This is a genomic window from Microcoleus sp. T3_D1 (assembly GCF_036700405.1).
In the GTDB taxonomy this organism is placed as follows: Bacteria; Cyanobacteriota; Cyanobacteriia; order Cyanobacteriales; family Microcoleaceae; genus Microcoleus.
In genome coordinates this window covers 17,020-36,453 of record NZ_JAUBOV010000041.1, presented here as the reverse complement: position 1 = coordinate 36,453, position 19,434 = coordinate 17,020, and the positions used below count along the sequence as shown (strand labels likewise).

9 protein-coding genes are annotated in these 19,434 nt (G+C 45.5%); 8 read left to right on the top strand and 1 reads right to left on the bottom strand.

Going from position 1 to position 19,434, the window contains the following annotated elements; translation table 11 throughout:
• Positions 1 to 261: 261 nt before the first annotated feature.
• From QT992_RS19140 to QT992_RS19110, 7 genes are all read left to right on the top strand, one after another.
• Complete coding sequence (locus tag QT992_RS19140) at positions 262 to 6,078, top strand: HAMP domain-containing protein (protein WP_333377528.1); 5,817 nt, start codon at positions 262 to 264, stop codon at positions 6,076 to 6,078.
• 109 nt (positions 6,079 to 6,187) lie between these two features.
• Complete coding sequence (locus QT992_RS19135) at positions 6,188 to 7,015, top strand: protein-glutamate O-methyltransferase CheR (protein ID WP_333316786.1); 828 nt, start codon at positions 6,188 to 6,190, stop codon at positions 7,013 to 7,015.
• The gene (locus tag QT992_RS19130) at positions 6,969 to 7,694 is read left to right on the top strand and encodes a chemotaxis protein CheB (protein WP_333341524.1); all 726 of its coding nucleotides are present in this window, start codon (positions 6,969 to 6,971) and stop codon (positions 7,692 to 7,694) included. The genes QT992_RS19135 and QT992_RS19130 overlap by 47 nt, the downstream gene beginning before the upstream one ends.
• Before the next feature lie 7 nt (positions 7,695 to 7,701).
• Positions 7,702 to 9,771, top strand: a complete 2,070-nt coding sequence (locus QT992_RS19125; RefSeq protein ID WP_333316782.1) for a response regulator — start codon at positions 7,702 to 7,704, stop codon at positions 9,769 to 9,771.
• Positions 9,772 to 10,048: 277 nt separating this feature from the next.
• Entirely contained in the window at positions 10,049 to 10,876 is an 828-nt protein-coding gene (gene map, locus QT992_RS19120; RefSeq protein WP_333341526.1) for a type I methionyl aminopeptidase, read from the top strand.
• 187 nt (positions 10,877 to 11,063) lie between these two features.
• Entirely contained in the window at positions 11,064 to 11,756 is a 693-nt protein-coding gene (locus tag QT992_RS19115; RefSeq protein WP_333316778.1) for a response regulator transcription factor, read from the top strand.
• 1,110 nt (positions 11,757 to 12,866) lie between these two features.
• The gene (locus QT992_RS19110) at positions 12,867 to 13,226 is read left to right on the top strand and encodes a hypothetical protein (RefSeq protein ID WP_333316776.1); all 360 of its coding nucleotides are present in this window, start codon (positions 12,867 to 12,869) and stop codon (positions 13,224 to 13,226) included.
• Positions 13,227 to 13,490: 264 nt separating this feature from the next.
• On the opposite strand, the gene QT992_RS19105 is transcribed toward QT992_RS19110, so the two are convergent.
• Entirely contained in the window at positions 13,491 to 13,721 is a 231-nt protein-coding gene (locus QT992_RS19105) for a hypothetical protein (RefSeq protein WP_333377525.1), read from the bottom strand.
• Positions 13,722 to 13,762: 41 nt separating this feature from the next.
• Here QT992_RS19105 and QT992_RS19100 point away from each other — a divergent pair, with 41 nt between their 5' ends.
• The gene (locus QT992_RS19100; protein ID WP_333316773.1) at positions 13,763 to 18,994 is read left to right on the top strand and encodes an nSTAND1 domain-containing NTPase; all 5,232 of its coding nucleotides are present in this window, start codon (positions 13,763 to 13,765) and stop codon (positions 18,992 to 18,994) included.
• Positions 18,995 to 19,434 lie beyond the last annotated feature (440 nt).

The window sequence follows — 19,434 nt, the reverse complement described above, 5'->3', positions numbered from 1 at the left end:
TGCCCGCCCTACAATAAAATTCACTCTTTGTGGAACATGGTGGAACAGGCTTTCGGGCCTGTTCCTGACACCCCACAATTAACTGCTTACCAAGAAGAGCCTGCTAACGAGTATAAAATAACCAATAAAAAAATAGCTGATAAACAGCAATTTGTCATCCATCTTTCGATAGAAGCAATCAGACACTGCTTTAGTCCGATAATATCAATAATCTCAAAAATATTCCCCCCTTCCCCTTCAAACTTCCCAAAGGTAACGGTCATGACAACTGCACAGATAACAAGCCCCAATTCCAATAATGCTTATGCCAAACAGTTACTCAGAACCTTAGTAGCTGTCAAAAAAGGGGACTTTTCAGTTCGGATGCCCATAGACCAGACCGGTCTAGCGGGGAAAATTGCTGACGAACTTAACGAAATTATCGAGCTCAATGAGAGAATGGCGGCCGAACTCGATCGCATCGGCACAGTTGTCGGTAAAGAAGGCAAAATCGCCCAGCGGGCCACCATCGGCAGCGCCGAGGGGTCATGGGCAGCTAGCGTAAACTCTGTCAATACCCTAATTACAGATTTAGTGCAACCAACCTCTGAAACCGCCAGAGTAATTCGCGCCGTAGCAAAAGGAGATTTATCGCAAACCATCGCCTTAGAAATAGAAGACAGACCCCTCAAAGGAGAATTCCTCCAAACAGCGCAAATTGTTAACACAATGGTAGACCAGTTGAGCTCCTTTGCGTCGGAAGTAACGCGGGTGGCTAGGGAAGTAGGAACAGAAGGGAAATTAGGCGTGCAAGCTGAAGTACGGGGAGTTGCAGGAACCTGGAAAGATTTAACGGATTCAGTTAACTCGATGGCGGGGAATTTAACAGCCCAAGTCCGCAACATTGCGGAAGTAACAACTGCTGTGGCAAATGGCGATTTATCCAAGAAAATTACCGTAGATGTCAAAGGCGAAATTCTCGAACTGAAAAACACGATTAACATCATGGTGGATCAGTTGAGTTCCTTCGCATCTGAAGTAACCAGAGTTGCTAGGGAAGTAGGAACGGAAGGCAAATTAGGCGTGCAAGCTGAAGTCAGAGGAGTAGCAGGAACATGGAAAGATTTAACGGATTCAGTTAACTCAATGGCCGGCAATCTTACCGCACAAGTACGGAACATTGCCGCCGTGACAACCGCTGTGGCAAATGGTGACTTATCTAAAAAAATTACTGTAGATGTTAAAGGTGAAATTCTGGAGTTAAAAAACACGATTAACATCATGGTGGATCAGTTAAATTCCTTCGCATCTGAAGTAACGCGGGTGGCGAGAGAAGTAGGTTCCGAAGGCAAACTCGGCGGTCAAGCAGAAGTTAAAGGAGTTGCAGGAACTTGGAAGGATTTAACTGATAGCGTTAACTTCATGGCAGGCAGTTTGACAGCACAAGTCCGCAACATCGCTGAAGTGACAACCGCTGTGGCCAAGGGCGATTTATCAAAGAAAATTACCGTCGATGTTAAAGGGGAAATTCTCGAACTCAAAAACACCGTCAACACGATGGTTGACCAGTTAAATTCCTTCGCATCTGAAGTAACCAGGGTGGCTAGGGAAGTGGGAACGGAAGGGAAATTAGGCGTACAAGCTGAAGTGCAAGAAGTAGCAGGAACTTGGAAAGATTTAACGGATTCAGTTAACTCAATGGCCGGCAATTTAACAGCACAAGTCCGCAACATTGCTGAGGTGACGACGGCTGTTGCTAACGGTGACTTATCTAAAAAAATTACGGTACAGGTTAAAGGCGAAATTTTAGAACTGAAAAACACCATTAACGTGATGGTGGATCAGCTTAATTCCTTCGCATCTGAAGTAACCAGGGTTGCTAGGGAAGTGGGTTCGGAAGGTAAACTCGGCGGTCAAGCAGATGTCCGAGGCGTAGCAGGAACTTGGAAGGATTTAACGGATTCAGTTAATTTTATGGCGGGTAGTTTGACCGAACAAGTAAGGAATATTGCTGCTGTTACAACGGCTGTGGCTAATGGCGACTTGTCGAAGAAAATTACCGTCGATGTTAAAGGTGAAATTCTCGAACTCAAAAACACCGTCAACACGATGGTGGATCAATTAAATTCCTTCGCTTCGGAAGTAACCAGGGTTGCTAGGGAAGTGGGAACCGAAGGGAAATTAGGCGTGCAAGCTGAAGTTAAAGGAGTTGCAGGAACCTGGAAAGATTTAACGGATTCAGTTAACTCGATGGCGGGTAATCTTACCGCCCAAGTCCGTAACATTGCGGAAGTGACAACGGCTGTGGCAAATGGCGACTTGTCTAAGAAAATTACAGTAGATGTGAAAGGGGAAATTCTCGAACTGAAAAACACGATTAACATCATGGTGGATCAGTTGAGTTCCTTCGCATCGGAAGTAACCAGAGTTGCTAGGGAAGTAGGAACGGAAGGTAAATTAGGCGTGCAAGCTTATGTGCGGGGTGTAGGGGGAACTTGGAAAGATTTAACCGATAATGTTAACTTGATGGCGGGGAATTTGACGGCACAGGTGCGGAATATTGCGGAAGTGACGAAAGCGGTGGCAAATGGCGATTTGTCTAAGAAAATTACCGTTGATGTCAAAGGCGAAATTCTTGAACTGAAAGACACTATTAACGTGATGGTGGATCAGCTTAATTCCTTCGCTTCTGAGGTAACGCGGGTGGCGCGGGAGGTGGGAACTGAGGGTAAATTGGGCGGTCAAGCTGAGGTGAAAGGAGTGGCGGGAACTTGGAAGGATTTAACTGACAATGTAAACTCGATGGCGGGTAATTTGACAGCGCAAGTGCGGGGTATTGCTAAGGTTGTGACGGCGGTGGCGAATGGCGATTTGAAGCGCAAATTAATGCTGGAAGCTAAGGGAGAAATTGCGACTCTGGCAGATACGATTAACGAGATGATTGATACGCTGGCGACGTTTGCCGATCAAGTTACTACAGTGGCGCGGGAGGTGGGAATTGAAGGGAAATTGGGCGGCCAGGCCAAGGTTCCGGGTGCGGCGGGGACGTGGCGAGATTTGACGGATAATGTGAATGAATTGGCGGCGAATTTGACTACTCAACTGCGGGCGATCGCCGAAGTGGCAATTGCTGTTACCAGAGGCGATTTAACGAGGTCAATTTCCGTCGCCACTGAAGGAGAAGTTGCCATTGTTAAGGACAACATTAACCAGATGATCGCCAATCTGCGGGAGACGACGCAGAAGAATACTGAGCAAGATTGGCTGAAAACCAACCTCGCTAAGTTCACTCGAATGCTACAAGGTCAGCGGGATTTAGAAACTGTTTCTAAACTAATTCTCTCAGAATTGACGCCGCTGGTTTCTGCTCAGCATGGCGTATTCTTTATGATGGAAGCTGTGGAGCACGATCCGTTTCTCAAACTGTTAAGTACCTACGCATACCGCGAACGCAAACAGTTAGGAAACCGATTCCATTTAGGCGAAGGTTTGGTAGGACAGTGCGCCCTGGAAAAGGAACGCATCCTGTTGACTGAAGTGCCGGAAAACTACGTTAAAATTGGATCGGGACTGGGAGAATCTACGCCGTTGAATGTCGTGGTTTTACCCGTACTATTTGAGGGACAAGTGACTGCAGTAATCGAGTTAGCTTCGTTCCGCCGATTCAGCGAAATACACTTGACATTTCTCGACCAACTTACAGAAAGTATTGCCATTGTTTTAAATACAATTGCGGCGAGTATGCGGACGGAAGAGTTGCTAAAACAGTCGCAATCTTTGGCAGAAGAGTTGCAAACTCAGCAAAAGGAACTAACGGAAACTAACAAGCGCCTAGAACAACAAGCGCAGTCGCTCCGCGCATCTGAGGAACTGTTGAAGAGTCAGCAGGAAGAGTTGCAGCAGACGAATGAAGAATTAGAAGAACAAGCTGAATTGCTAGCGCTGCAAAATAAGGAAGTTGAGCGGAAAAACCGAGATATCGAACAGGCGAGGGGGTTGTTGGAAGAAAGAGCGGAACAGTTGGCTCTAACTTCTAAGTATAAGTCGGAGTTTCTGGCAAATATGTCTCACGAGTTGCGAACTCCGCTGAATTCGCTGTTGATTCTCGCTCGATTGCTTTCTGACAATACTGAAGGCAATTTGACTCTGAAGCAAGTTGAATACACGCGCACAATTTACTCGGCGGGCACAGATTTGCTGGGGCTGATTAATGACATCTTGGATCTCGCTAAGATTGAATCAGGCACGATGTCAGTGGAAATTGAGCAAGTGTTGTTTGCGGACTTGCGAGATCATTTGGATCGGACTTTCCGCCAAATCGCCCAGGATAAGAAGTTGAGTTTTCAATTAGAGCTTGAGGGTGGGTTGCCAAAAGGTCTCTATACTGATGCTAAACGGCTGCAACAAGTTTTGAAGAATCTTCTCTCTAATGCGTTTAAGTTTACAGAACGGGGCGAGGTGAAATTGCGTGTCGAAGTAGCGCGGGCAGGGTGGAATTTAGAAATAGAAAGTTTAACGAGTTCCCCTACTGTTTTGGCTTTCTCGGTTAGCGATACGGGGATTGGGATTTCTCCTGAAAAACACAGGGTTATTTTTGAGGCTTTCCAACAAGCTGATGGTAGCACTAGCCGCAAATACGGGGGCACGGGTTTGGGTTTGTCAATTAGTAGAGAAATCGCTAATCTGTTAGGCGGAGAAATTAAATTGACAAGTCGCCCTGGTGAGGGTAGTAAGTTCACGCTTTATCTGCCCCAAACTTACCAAGAATCGCGAATAATGAATGATAAGCCATCGGGAATGGGCAAGCAAACGGCTCAATTGCCGGCTGCTATTTCTTCCGCAGTTCCTTCGCCGAATTTCCACTTGCCGATCGCCCCTTATCCATCACCGATTATCGCTGATGACCGAGAAAATATTGAGAGTGGCGATCGCGTGCTGTTGATTGTCGAGGATGATGTAAACTTCGCTCGAATTCTGTTGGATATGGCGCAGGAACAGGGTTTTAAAGGTTTGGTGGCTTTGCGGAGCGATATCGGTTTGGCGATGGCGCGAGAGTTCAAGCCAACTGCGATTATGCTGGATTTAAATTTGCCTGTGATGGATGGCTGGACAGTGCTCGATCGCTTGAAGCACGACCCAAGTACGCGCCACATTCCGGTTCACATTGTATCAGTTGAAGAAGGGCGGCAGCGCAGTTTGCAGTTAGGGGCGATCGCCTATTTGCAAAAACCTGTTAGCAGCGAAGCTTTGAGCAAAGCTTTGGCTGATATTAAGGGTTTTGTCGATCGGCGAGTCAAGAATCTGCTAGTCGTGGAAGACGACGAAACGCAGCGTCTGAGCATTGTGGATTTAATCGGCAATCACGATGTTTGTACAACGGCTGTGGGGAGTGGTGCAGAGGCGCTAGCAACTTTAAGATCGGGGCATTTTGACTGCGTTGTACTCGATTTGGGACTGCCAGATATGACTGGTTTTGAACTGATCGAGCAAATCAAGCAAGATGCAATTTTAAAAAGTCTGCCGATTATTATTTATACGGGCAAAGACTTGACGAAAGCCGAAGAAACTCAACTCAAGCGCATGGCGGAAACAATCATTGTTAAAGATGTGCGATCGCCGGAACGTTTGTTAGATGAAACAGCTTTGTTTTTGCACCGAGTCCAAGCAAATTTGCCGGAACCGAAGCGCCAAATGCTAGAGCAATTGTATCAAACCGATTCGACGCTCGCGGGCAAAACAGTCTTGATTGTTGACGACGATATGCGGAATATTTTCGCCCTCACGAGTATGCTGGAGCGCCATAAAATGAAAATTGAGTATGCTGAGAATGGCAGAGAGGGCATTGCTAAATTGCAAAATACGCCTGACATAAATATTGTGTTGATGGACGTGATGATGCCAGAGATGGACGGTTACGAAACAATGCAAGCCATTCGTAAAATGCCTCAATTTGCTTCCTTGCCAATGATTGCTCTTACTGCGAAAGCTATGAAGGGCGATCGGGAAAAATGTATCGAAGCGGGTGCGTCTGACTATATTACCAAACCTGTTGATACGGAACAGTTGCTCTCGCTGCTGCGTGTCTGGCTTTATCGATAATGAAGTCAGTTGTCAGTTGGCAGTTGACTGTTGGCAGTTGTCAACAGTCAACAGTCAGCAGTGAACAGTCAACAGTCAACAATGCCCAATAACCAATTACCAATTACAAATGTCCGAAAGCCATGAACTTGAAACAATCGAAATTCAACTCTTACTAGAGGGAATGTTTCGCTATTACGGATTTGATTTTCGCAATTATGCTCTTGCCTCTCTCAAGCGCCGTATCTGGAACACTATTCGCTCGGAACGGCTCACTACTGTCTCTGCACTTCAGGAAAAGGTACTTCACAATCCTGCTTACCTAGACCGTTTACTGCTGGACATTTCTGTCAATGTAACGGCGATGTTTCGCGATCCCAGCTTTTACATTAGTTTCAGAAATAAAGTGGTGCCGCTGCTGCGTACTTATCCTTTTATTCGGATTTGGCACGCTGGATGTTCAACGGGAGAAGAAGTCTATTCTATGGCAATCTTGCTGCAAGAAGAAGGACTTTATGACCGTTGTCGGATTTACGCTACCGACATGAATGAATTAGTTTTGAAAACAGCCAAAACTGGGATATTTCCGCTGAAACAAATGCAAGAATATACGCAACTCTACCACCAAGCGGGGGGCAAGAAAGCGTTTTCTGAGTATTACACTGCTGCCTATGAAAATGCGATTTTTAGGTCTTCACTTAAAGATAATATTGTCTTTGCTCACCACAACCTAGCAACGGATAATTCTTTTAATGAATTCAATGTTATTTTATGCCGTAATGTGATGATTTATTTCAATTCACACCTCCAAGAGCGGGTACACAAGCTTTTTTATGAGAGCCTGGGAATGTTTGGGGTTTTAGGCCTAGGACATCAGGAGTCTCTGACTTTTACACCTTATGAAAAATACTATGAACCAATTGAAAGTAGTGATAAAATCTACCGACGAGTTAAATAAAAAAAATTTTGAAATAGTGGTTGTTGGCACGTCTTTGGGAGGGCTAGAGGCTCTGACTGTGCTGCTGGCAGATTTGCCACAAACCTTTCCTTTGCCTGTAGTTATTGTCCAACACCGCCATAAGAGTTCTCAGAATAGGCTTACTTATTTTTTACAAAAGCAAAGCTCTCTCCCAATCACAGAGGCCCAAGACAAAGAGCCGATCGCACCGGGACGGGTTTACTTGGCTCCTCCTGACTATCACTTGCTAATAGAATCGCCCTCTGAGGAGGAGTTTAGCCTGTATGAAAACGACTTTACAGAACCGGGGGGCGTGGCAGTGGAGTCAACCCATAATTCAACATCCCCAATCCCGAATCGCGGATCTCCTACATTTGCACTATCAACTGAGGGGCCTGTCTCCTACGCGCGACCCTCCATCGATGTGCTGTTTGAGTCTGCTGCGGATGCCTTTGGGGAGAAAGCGATCGGCATAATTTTAACGGGAGCTAATTCTGATGGCAGTAAAGGGCTGGCAAAAATTAAAGCTGAGGGAGGATTGACATTTGTGGAGGAACCGGCTTCGGCCCTATGCGCGACCATGCCAGCGTCGGCGATCGCAAATGTTGAAGTAGACTGGATTTTACCCCTCTCTAAAATCGCTCCCTGTTTAGTCAATTTGCTAAGAATTAAAGATTAAAAAAATTATGAATGTGCAGCCCCCCCAGCGAGTAAATGTCCTTTTAGTTGACGATCGCCCAGAAAATTTGGTAGCTCTAGAAGCTATCCTCAACAGCCCCTCTTATCATTTAGTACAAGCTAATTCGGGCGCGGAGGCTCTGAGATGTCTGCTTAATGAAGATTTTGCGGTAATTTTGCTTGATGTGCAGATGCCGGGAATGGATGGATTTGAGACAGCAACATTGATTCGCTCTAGAGATCGATCGCGAGCGACTCCGATTATTTTTATCACAGCATTCAGCAGTAATGACACCCACGTGTTTAAAGGTTATTCTCTGGGTGCGGTGGATTACCTGTTCAAACCCTTGGAACCGGAAATATTGACCTCGAAGGTGCAGGTATTTGTGGAATTGTTCCAAAAAACAGTCGAGGTGAAACAGCAAGCAACACAGTTAGCTGCGGTTAATAGTGAACTAAGTAAAAGTGAAGAGCGGTTTCGCACTTTGTGTGCTTGTTCGCCGCTGGGAATTTACTTAGCTGACGTTGAAGGCCGCTGTACTTACATCAACCCGCGTTGTCAAGCGATTTGCGGGTTAACTTTGGAGGAAAGTTTGGTAGAGGTTTGGCAGCGGGAAGTTCATCCAGAAGATCGCGATCGCGTAGTAGCAGATTGGTTAGCTTGGATTAAAGAAAGCCAGGAATATTCTAACGAGTTTCGATTAGCTGGTAGCGAAACTGTGCGTTGGATTCACGTGCAGTCGTCACCAATGTTTTCGGATTTGGGAAAACTGATCGGTCACGTGGGCACGGTTAGAGATGTCACAGACCGCAAGCAAGCAGAGGAAGAACGCGGCCGACTAATCCGCGAACAAGTGGCGCGGCAGGAAGCGGAAAGAGCTAACCAGATGAAGGATGAATTTCTCGCTATTCTCTCTCACGAACTCCGTACTCCTTTAAATGCAATTCTCGGCTGGTCCAGGCTGCTTCGGGTGAAAAAATTTGACGAAGAAACTATTGATAAAGCTCTAGAAACAATTGAGCGCAATGCTAAATCTCAAGCTCAACTCATCGAAGATATTTTAGATGTTTCGCGGATTCTGCGGGGGAAACTAAATTTAAATATGCTTCCAATTCGGTTGGAATCTGCGGTCAAGCTGGCAATAGATTCTTTGCAGCCGCTGACTGAGGAAAAATCAATAGTCATAGAATTAACGTGCAGTCCAAATGTAGGTGAAGTTATCGGCGATTTCGATCGCTTGCAGCAAATTGTGTGGAATTTGCTGTCAAATGCGATTAAGTTTAGTCCGCAAGATGGTAAAGTACAGGTGCGGTTAGAGTCAGTGGGCGATGAGGCTCAAATTCAGATAATTGATAGCGGCATTGGTATTGAGCCTGATTTTTTGCCTTATGTTTTCGATCGCTTCCGCCAAGCTGATAGCAGCACAACTAGGTCTTACGGGGGTTTGGGACTGGGATTGGCGATCGTCCGTCACTTGGTGGAACAGCACGGCGGTAAGGTGCATGCAGAGAATAATCCGGGCGAGGGTGCGAAATTTACGGTGGCTCTACCTCTTGCACAGAGGAACGCCCTCGCGGATGACGATGATTGGTCACGCCTCAATGACCAGGCCCAGACCCTCCCCACTCTGGCTAATTTGCAATTGCTGGTGGTGGATGATGACGATGACACGCGGGAGTTTTTGATTGCTTTACTCGAGGACGAAGGAGCTATGGTGCGATCGGCGGCATCGGTGGCAGAGGCTCTAGCTGCACTGGAGAGTTATTGGCCGGATCTGCTGCTGAGCGACATTGGAATGCCGCAAGCAGACGGCTATGAGTTGATGGCGCGGGTGAGAGAAATGGAAGTGCTCAGGGGTGGAAAGATGCCTGCGATCGCCCTGACGGCCTACGCGAGAGAGGAAGAGCGCAAGCAAGCGCTGGAAGCGGGTTTCCAGATGCACTTATCTAAACCAGTTGACATAAGTAAGTTAATTGCCGCAATTGCTAACCTCACAGGAATGCTCGGAAATCCCGATCCAACTCACATCTTGCACGATGCTCAAGAACAGGCAAGATGCCTGTTCCACAAAGATTAGATTTTATTGTGGGGAGTATGGGTTGGGCAGGAGAGCCCGTCCGTGAAGGCTGATTGACAATAGTGCTATTCGGTGATTTCCAAGGGAATCGGCGGTTAAAACCGCTTTGTTGACCCCCAATCCCGTGCTGATTAGTGAGAAAAATATTAAGCTAGCTTAAAGGACAAGCGATCGACAGTTCGGAACAAGACACCCGTTTTTCCACAAAAAACTGGATATTTGCCGTTTTTTTGCTTCAACCTGCCGTCAAACTACAAAATTACTCGCCAATCAATACATGAATATTTTTAGCAGTCTGCTTTCTAGCCCAACTCAAGCACCCCAAGTCAAAAAACAGCGTCGAGGCATTGAAATTAAGTCGGAACGCGAAATCGAAATTATGCGGCAAGCAGCGAAAATCGTTGCAACGGTACTCAAAGAAATTTCCCTTATGGTGAAACCGGGAATGACTACTGCTGATTTGGATGCTTATGCCGAAAAACGTATCCGCGAAATGGGTGCAACTCCGAGTTTTAAAGGCTATCACGGTTTCCCTGGATCGATTTGCTCTAGCATTAATAACGAAGTTGTTCACGGCATCCCCAGTCCCAAAAAGGTAATTCGGGCAGGAGATGTTCTCAAGGTAGATACGGGGGCATATTATCAAGGTTTTCACGGCGATTCTTGCATTACGATCGCAGTTGTGGAAGTGACTCCCGAATCGGCAAAATTAATCCGAGTCGCAGAAGAAGCTCTCTACAAAGGCATCGAACAAGTGAAGGCGGGAGCCTATTTGCTCGATCTGGCTGGTGCGATCGAAGATCATGTCAAAAGCAACGGTTTTAACATCGTGGAGGAGTTTACCGGCCACGGTGTCGGGCGAAATTTGCACGAGGAACCGTCGGTTTTCAATTTCCGCACGCGGGAAATGCCGAACGTGAAATTGCGAGCGGGCATGACATTGGCGATCGAACCGATTCTGAATGCCGGTTCTAAGTACACTCGGACGCTTTCTGACAAGTGGACTGCTGTAACCGTTGACAATGCTATGTCTGCTCAGTTTGAGCATACTGTGTTGGTGACAGAAACTGGCTATGAAATTTTGACCGATCGTTCAAAAGTTTAAGGGGAAAAAAAGACAAGAGTTTTGAGTTTTGAGCTAAAGTTTTTATTCTGTAGGTTGGGTTGAGCGATGGCGAAACCCAACACCTTATTTAAAATGAAGATTTGGGCGGAGCGAAGCGTAGGGTTCGTTCCTCAACCCAACCTACAATATTTACTACAATATTTACACTATTAAGAAGGTAACAGAGATGTCAGCACGATTATTATTGGTAGACGATGAACCGGGCTTGCGGGAAGCAGTACAAGCTTATTTGGAAGATAGCGATTTTGCGGTTGAGGTTGCCAGTAATGCTCGCGATGGGTGGGAACTCTTGCAGCAGTACAATCCCGATTTGGTGATTTCAGACATTATGATGCCGCAGGTGGACGGTTATCAGTTTCTCAAGCAAGTGCGGGCAGATCCTCGCTATAAGGCTTTGCCGGTGGTATTTTTGACGGCTAAGGGAATGACGAGCGATCGCATTCAAGGCTATCAAGCCGGCTGCGATGCTTATCTTTCTAAGCCCTTCGATCCCGACGAATTAGTAGCAATAGTAACCAATTTGCTAGCCCGCCGCGCGGCTGCTAAGGAGACAAGCGAAAATCCTGAAAGTCCAGATATTGCTGCTTTGACAAGCCAAATGGCGAGAATTGAGTCTTTGCTGAGCGGCCGGAGTTCGATCGCCCAAAGTCCTTCGCCGATTAAAATTGATTTGACTCCGCGAGAACAAAGTGTTTTGGATTTGGTTGCTCAAGGTTTGATGAATAAGGAAATTGCCCGCCGCTTGGAAACTAGCGTGCGTAATGTGGAAAAGTACGTCAGCCGTTTGTTTAGCAAGACGGGTACTAACAGCCGTACTGAGTTGGTTCGCTTCGCCCTCGAACACGGCTTGACGAAATAGGAGTCCTCTCGACTTGGCTGGAGGCTGTGGCTTGCCGAGCTGCGTTACCAGGCTCTTCCTGGTAACGAGAATTATGCAAAAAATTAGAAATGTTAAGATTTGACACTCCCCAGCCTAAAGGCGTGGGGATTCTTAATTCATCGACTGACCTTTAAGCACCATGTCCTTGCGGCAGTCCTTAAACCTTTCAACCGTACAATAGTACAAATTGACGAGTCTAATTCACTGTTACCCCAGAGGGTCTATCTCCAAAAGCGTACTAGGATACAAGCCTAGAGTTTGGGTATGCCCTACCCTACTTAACAAATCAAGAAATTGTTTGTTGTTACTGGTTTAAGGATGCGTTGATCCTTTAGCTGTTTTAAGAGTTTTCGCCGCTCTGCGTCCCCCGGTTTATACCTAAAAGTGTGTCTTAACTGTTTCACGATGGTAAAGGAGTTTAACCTTGACTATTTTAGTATACTACAAATACCAGCAATTCCTGATTTTTAGGAAGGGATTTAAGAAATTAAAGCCGCCCTAGAAGGACGGGTTTTAAACCCAATTTCCTGATAAGTATTGACAGGTATCCGGCGGCTGTGGTATGTCACATCAGCTTGCTGGTGGCAGCGCGGGAGTGCGAAAACTGGTGTGCGAAAACTGGTGTGCGATCGAACTTCTCACCCACTTTGCTTTGAGTCTGAGATAAACACTCGCAAACACCGGGGAATTACTTAGCGGGAAAACCTGACTGTTTAAGAGTTTTCACGTAGTAAATAGAAAAGCAAACACTTGACCGGATATGCTCCGTTAAGCAAACTTGCCACGAAAAGTCACAGATAAGGTTATATCCTGTGGAAAAACAAGCCACTATTAATTACAGTTCTGGACGCACTCCTACAAAGAAACCGGGTTTTTTACCTAATTTACGGTGTGTAACAAAGTATTTCGTAAAAAAAAACCGTTTCTGGGCCCCCAGGCTAAAATTTTACACCCTAGTTCAAGCTCTCAGATTCATCTGTGGAGTCAATCTAAAATCTCAAATCTAAAATCGACTGACAGCGATGGAAAGTAGCCGCAGATGTTGAATGTATAGTAGTACCAAAGTTTAGTTTATATCAGGAGGATACCATGAGGAAAATCACGGCGCGACAAACAATAAGTGCCATAGTAGCACTGCCGATCGTACTAATAGCCAATACAACTCAAGCTTTGGCCGCTGATACCGATCAGAAAATAGATCCAATTAAGAAAGTTTCGGATTTTGGCGATGAGCTAGATTTTGATATTGGGCCACCAACAACAATCAGCATTGAAGAAAGCGAGGATTGGGATGAACCTGATTTTGCAGCTACTTTAGATATGGAGATTAGTAAATTTATGACAAAAAATCCTCAAGCTGTAATTGATGAGCCGCCGCCGATAGTTTATCTCAGTGCGGCCAGGGGCCAGTCAACCCGGGAATGCCGGATTTCTGGGATATGCGAATAACTGAATCGGATTTGTGCGATTTGGGCGATGGCTGGGACTCCCGCAAACAAAGACTCATTTGCTGGGTAGAATTAAAGCAATTATCAAGATTTCAGTAAAATTCGGTTGATTTTGCTGGGAATATGCGAATAACAGAGTATGTATTTTTTGGGTATGCTTTAATTGCGATCGGCTAACATAATAAGTATGCAGGCTGAAATAAACTTAACTAATTGATAGTTCCCAGTGATGGGAAATCGCCCAAAAGGGCAGAAATAAAATTAATCATGTGATTGTCCGCTGTGATTGGCTAACGTAAAAACGGGTAAAAGTAAACTTAGTTAGAGCAACCGCCAAAAAGGTTAGGACGTTCTTAATTCCACTTTCCCCCTGCGGTCTATTCCTGCCATCCGTTACATCCGTTACATCCGTTAAAAAATCCGTTGCCGAACTTCCATCCGTTACATCCGTTACATCCGTTAAAAAATCCGTTGCCGAACTTCCTTTTTTCGGCATTTGACAGCATCTATCCTGAGAAACTTTTTCAAATATTAATTATGATTAATTCGCACTGCCAGCAAGACACCGCAGCACAGCAAAACAAAAGTTCGCTGCAAACTCTCTCCCGCGCTCTGAGAATGTCTCAGGGGCAATTTTCGCTGATTTTGGTACGGTGCAATTACAGCGCTATGCGAGAAAAAATTGTACGGCAATTGCGGGAGGAGTCTGATATCGAGATTCGAGAAATTGTCCTCCCGCCATCTGTTAAAACTCTTTACACGACGATAGAAACCAAACTTTCCTGCACCCATCCCGCAGCTTTAATGGTGTTGGGCTTGGAATCGGTAAGTGCGATCGATCGACTGCTGACTTCTACCAACTACGTGAGGGAAGAATTTCGGAATAATTTTCCCTTTCCGGTGGTGCTGTGGGTGACAGACAAAATCTTAAAAAAACTGATTCGGTTAGTAACAGATATCGAAACTTGGACGACAAGTGTTGAATTTGTAATTGGCCCCGACGACTTGGTGGATTTCCTGGGCAAAAGTGCCGATCGCATTTTTTCCAACATTTTAGAAAGTGGCAATTGGCGTTTAACTAATTCTGCCATTCTCGGAGCCAATTCTTTGAGTGAACTCGAGTCGGCTAGCCAAGACTTGCAAACTTGCAACATCAGGTTAGAACCAGCTATTGAAGCGAGTTTGCAATTTATTCGCGGTAGGCACGAATATGCTTGTCACCGCATCCCTGCGGCTATTGAATTTTATCAAAAAAGTCTCAGTTTTTGGAAGCATCAAGTAGCATTTATTGGGCAAAAGACCGAATTTAGCGATTTGTTATTTACCGTTCACCCTGCACCCGTGTTAGAGGGAATTATTCTATTCCACATCGGTCTTTGCTACCGCTTCCAAGCAGAAAAACACCGCAGCGGCAACCGTCCTTACTGGACGGAAGCTAAGAATTATTTTCAGGAATCTATTGATGTTTTAGAACGAGCGGGGCGGCCGGATGCCGTTGGTATATTCATCAATCAACTTGGCGAAGTATTGCAGCATTTAGAAGATTGGGATGCACTCTGGAATTTAGCTATCAAAGCTCGGAGGTTACATGAAAATATGGAAAATTCAGCAGTTAATTTGGCTCAAGATTACGGCTTTTTGGCTAGAGTAGCCTTAGAGCAAAAGAACTGGCAAGGGGCGAAAGAATGGGCTTTAATCGCTCTAGGCGTTCTCAACTCAAATTTAGAAGCGACGGGACAGGGAACCCCTGTAAAGTCGCAGCATCTAGGCTTGTATCTGTTAATTTTAGCAGAGGCGCAGAGTCAGTTGGGCGAGATCCAGGAGGCGATCGCGCATTTAGAGCTTGCTCGCTCGGAAACCGAAGCGTGCTACAACCCGCAACTGTATTTGCGGGTTTTAGAAATGCTGCGATCGCTCTATTTTCAGCGGGGAGAATATCTCGAAGCATTTCAAATTAAGCAAGATTATCGAGCGGTGGAACACACGTATCGGTTCCGAGCTTTTATTGGAGCAGGAAAGTTGCAGCCGCACAGAGAAGCGGTTAATTCCGTCGCCGAAACTGTTGCCGACGCGGCTACTATTGCTGACGAAATTACTGCTTCCGGCAGAGAACAAGACCTCAACCGCTTGATATATAGGATGAACAATACCCCAGACAAACTGACAGTAATTTACGGTCAGTCTGGAGTTGGCAAAAGTTCAATTGTCACGGGAGGATTAGTACCAGCTCTCAAACAAAAAAAAATAGAAAGGCGGACTGTCTTGCCGGTAGTGCTGCAAGTTTACAACAACTGGCCGCGGGAATTGACCAGACAGTTATCTGCTGGAAAAGCTGAAATATTCGAGCCGGAAATTTCCGACGCAGTACCGGAAACTGCTCCGGTAGATTTTCCAGTAGAAGCAGGCGCAGTCAAGGAAAATATTATTTCGGGATTTAACGACGACTTGGCTGGGAATAATGAGGAGAGAAGGGAGCAGTCACAGCCAGTAGAATTAATTATACAACAACAGGCGATCGAATACGAAAACATTATCAAGGAGCTGCAAAGAAATTCCGAACATTTAGTGACTGTTCTGATATTCGATCAATTTGAAGAATTCTTTTTCGTGTGGAAGGAACCCGCCCAAAGGCAGAGATTTTTTGATTTTTTGCGGGAATGCTTGAAAATCAAATATTTAAAAGTCGTCCTGTGTTTGCGGGAAGATTACCTGCACTATTTGCTGGAATTTTCCCGACCCAAAAACCCGACAGGATTCGTTAACAATGATATTTTGGAGGACATTCTCAGCAAAAACATTCTGTTTTATTTGGGAAATTTTTCGCTGCTTGATGCGCGATCGGTAATTCGCACTTTAACTGAGCGAGCGCAGTTTTACTTAGAACCGGAGCTGATCGAAGAATTAGTCAATGATTTAGCCGGAGAATTGGGAGAAGTCCGCCCGATCGAACTACAACTTGTCGGCGCTCAACTGCAACAAGAGGACATTAGAACTTTAGCTCAATATCAGGAACTAGGCAACAATCCGCAACAAAAATTAGTCGAAAGGTTTCTCGAAGAAGTCATCAAAGATTGCGGGCCGGAAAATGAAGTGGCGGCGCGCCGAGTTTTGTATTTGCTGACAGATGAAGATGAAATACGTCCCCTAAAAACCCGCGCCGAATTAGCTTCTAATTTAGCGACATTTGCCGAAGCTGACAAATTAGATTTAGTCTTAGAACTGTTAGTAAACTCTGGTTTAGTTTTTCGGTGGACGGAACTGCCTGCTGAGCTTTACCAGCTCGTTCACGACTATTTAGTTACCTTCATCCGCCAGCAGCAGGCATTAGATAAAAAGGCAGAATTTGAGGAACTGCGAAAGCAAAACCAAATTAACCGAGATGAAATTGAGCAAATTCGCAAAGACAGAGAGCGAGATGCTTTGCTGTCGGAAGCTAGAGACAAACAGCGCCAAGCTAGAGACAAACAGCACGAAGCGGAAGCTCAACTTTACCAATCTCGGAGATGGCAATTGCGGGCGGCGGTTCTAGGAGTGCTTGTACTTGCAGGTGTTTCGGGGATGGCATTCAAGCAAGCAAAATTAGCAGAAAGCGCACGGCAAGAAGCAGAAACAAGTCGCACTGATGCCCTAAATTCGGCGTCGGAAGCTTTGGTGCTTTCTAATGAAAAAAATCAATTAGGAGTGTTGAGAAATAGTATCAAAATTGGTCGTGATTCTCTGAAAAGTACAGCGCTGCCTGTGGACACTAAAAATCTAATTGCTGAAAGACTCAGACAAGCAGTTTCCGGGGTGCAAGAACGCAACCGTTTCGAGCAGCACAGCAAGTTTGTTTTGGATGTGAGTGTCAGTCCCGACGGCAATTCAGTGGCTTCGGCAAGTGCTGACAAAACTGTTAAATTGTGGAGCAAAGAAGGTAAGTTATTAAAAACTTTCAATCACCCGGATAGCGTGACGAGTGTTAGTTTTAGTCCCGATGGGAAAACGATCGCTACTGGTTGTGCCGATCGCACAATTAGAATTTGGCAAGTAGATAACGACAAAAGTGCCATTCCCTACGGGATAGCTCCGCTTCACGGCATTTTATCCGGCCACGGCGATATCGTCACCAGCGTCAGTTTCAGTCCCGACGGCAAAACCCTAGCTTCCGCCAGTCACGACAACACCGTCAAAATCTGGAACCTTGCGAACAAAAAATTGCTGCAAACCTTAACCGGACACAAAGACTGGGTACTCGGCGTCAGTTTCAGTCCCGACGGCCAAACAATTGCCTCAGCAAGTGTTGACAAAACTGTCAAACTTTGGAACCGAGAAACTAAAACCCAGAAATTTACAATTAATCCCAAAACATTAACCAAACATTCTGACATTGTTTACAGCATTAAGTTCAGTCCAAACAGTCGAGAACTCGTCTCAGCAAGTGCCGACACCACAGCCAAAATTTGGAACCGAAACGGTGAGGAAATCAGAACTCTCAAAGGACACAACGATGAAGTTGTCAGCGCCAGTTTCAGTCGCGACGGCAAACAAATTGTCACCGGCAGTGCAGACGATACGGTAAAAATTTGGAGTCGCAGCGGCACTTTGCTCAACACTTTTCGAGGACATCAAGACGACGTGAGGGCCGTAAGTTTCAGCGGGGACGGCACTATTGCTTCCGCAAGTAAGGACAAAATAGTAAAAATTTGGAAACCGGACAGCACTCCGCTGAATAAGATTTTATCGGGACACGGAGACTGGGTTTACAAAGTCAGTTTTAGTGCTGACAGCAAAACAATTGCCTCTGCTAGCGGCGACAAAACCGTGAGACTTTGGCGGGCTGACGGCAGTTTATTCAAAACCTTAGAAGGTCACAAGGATTCTGTTACCTGGGTTAGCATTTCGCCTGATGATAAAACTGTTGCTTCGGCCAGCGATGACAAAACAGTGAAAGTCTGGAGTTTAAACGGCAAACTGTTAGATACTCTCAGCCACAGTGGCATTGTTAAAAGCGTGAGTTTTAGTCCAGACGGAAAGATAATTGCCGCCGCTAGTGCCGATCGCAAATTGTACCTCTGGCGCTGGAACGGTTCTAAAGCAACTTTGTTGGCCAAACTCGATCACAGCAATCCAGTAATTAGCGTTAGCTTCAGTCCCGACGGCAAAACTATTGCTACTGCTACCGCTGCTGAGGACAAGGCAAGCGGGAAGAAAAAGGCTTTTGAAATTACGGGAGAAAAGAGAGTTTACCTGTGGCAATTTAACGGTTCGTCGGCGAAAATTATGAAAACTCTCGACCACGAGGACAGGGTTAAAAATGTGAGTTTTAGTCCCGACGGCAAGACTATTGCTGCTGCTTGCGGTGACAAAAAAGTTTACTTGTGGGAGTTTGATGGAAAGGTGGCGAATTTAACTGAAAAACTCGACCACAGCGATACTGTAGAAAGCGTGAGTTTTAGTCCCGACGGCAAATTTATTGCGGCGGCGAGTGGGGGAAATACTGTTAAGCTGTGGGATTTTGGCGGCAAAAAGGCTATTCTATCTAAGACTTTGGAATCGAGCGATCGCGTGTTGAGCGTTACTTTTAGTTCGGACAGCAAAACTCTGGCTTTTGCTAGCAGGGATAGAAGTGTAATTTTGTGGCCTGTGGAGAATTTGCAACTGAATAATATCATTGCTCGGAGTTGCGAATGGTTGGGAGATTATTTGCAGAATGACCCGAATGTTGCTGAGGGCGATCGACTGCTTTGTCTTGGATTTGGGAAGCAGGCATTAAATAAGGGGAAGCGGTGAAATTGATAGCGGTAAGTTGCGGGCCGCACACCCTACATAATTATATTTTGCTAATTCTCATCAACATAATTTTATGGAAAAATTCTGTATATGTCTCGGCGGTGCGCTACTCGCTGACAAATTAAAGTTTTTGTCGGTGCATCAACTGTGAGTCCAATACGGTAGTCACCAACACGAATTTTATATTTAGGAATGAGAATTAAATAACTTCCACAAGTTTGTGGGATGGGCGTCCCGCCCGTCCTTTTTGGACGGGCGGGACGCCCATCCCACAATAACAATTAAAATTGTAAGTTATTTAATTCGCGATCCCTATCTGGATAACCTTTCATTTTTTCCAGATATCCTAATGCAAAGGGATTGTCTGATTCTAAGAATTGAAAAACTATAGGTTCTATCCTACTTCTAATTTCAGCAGGTAAAGCAGCTAGTTCTTTGAG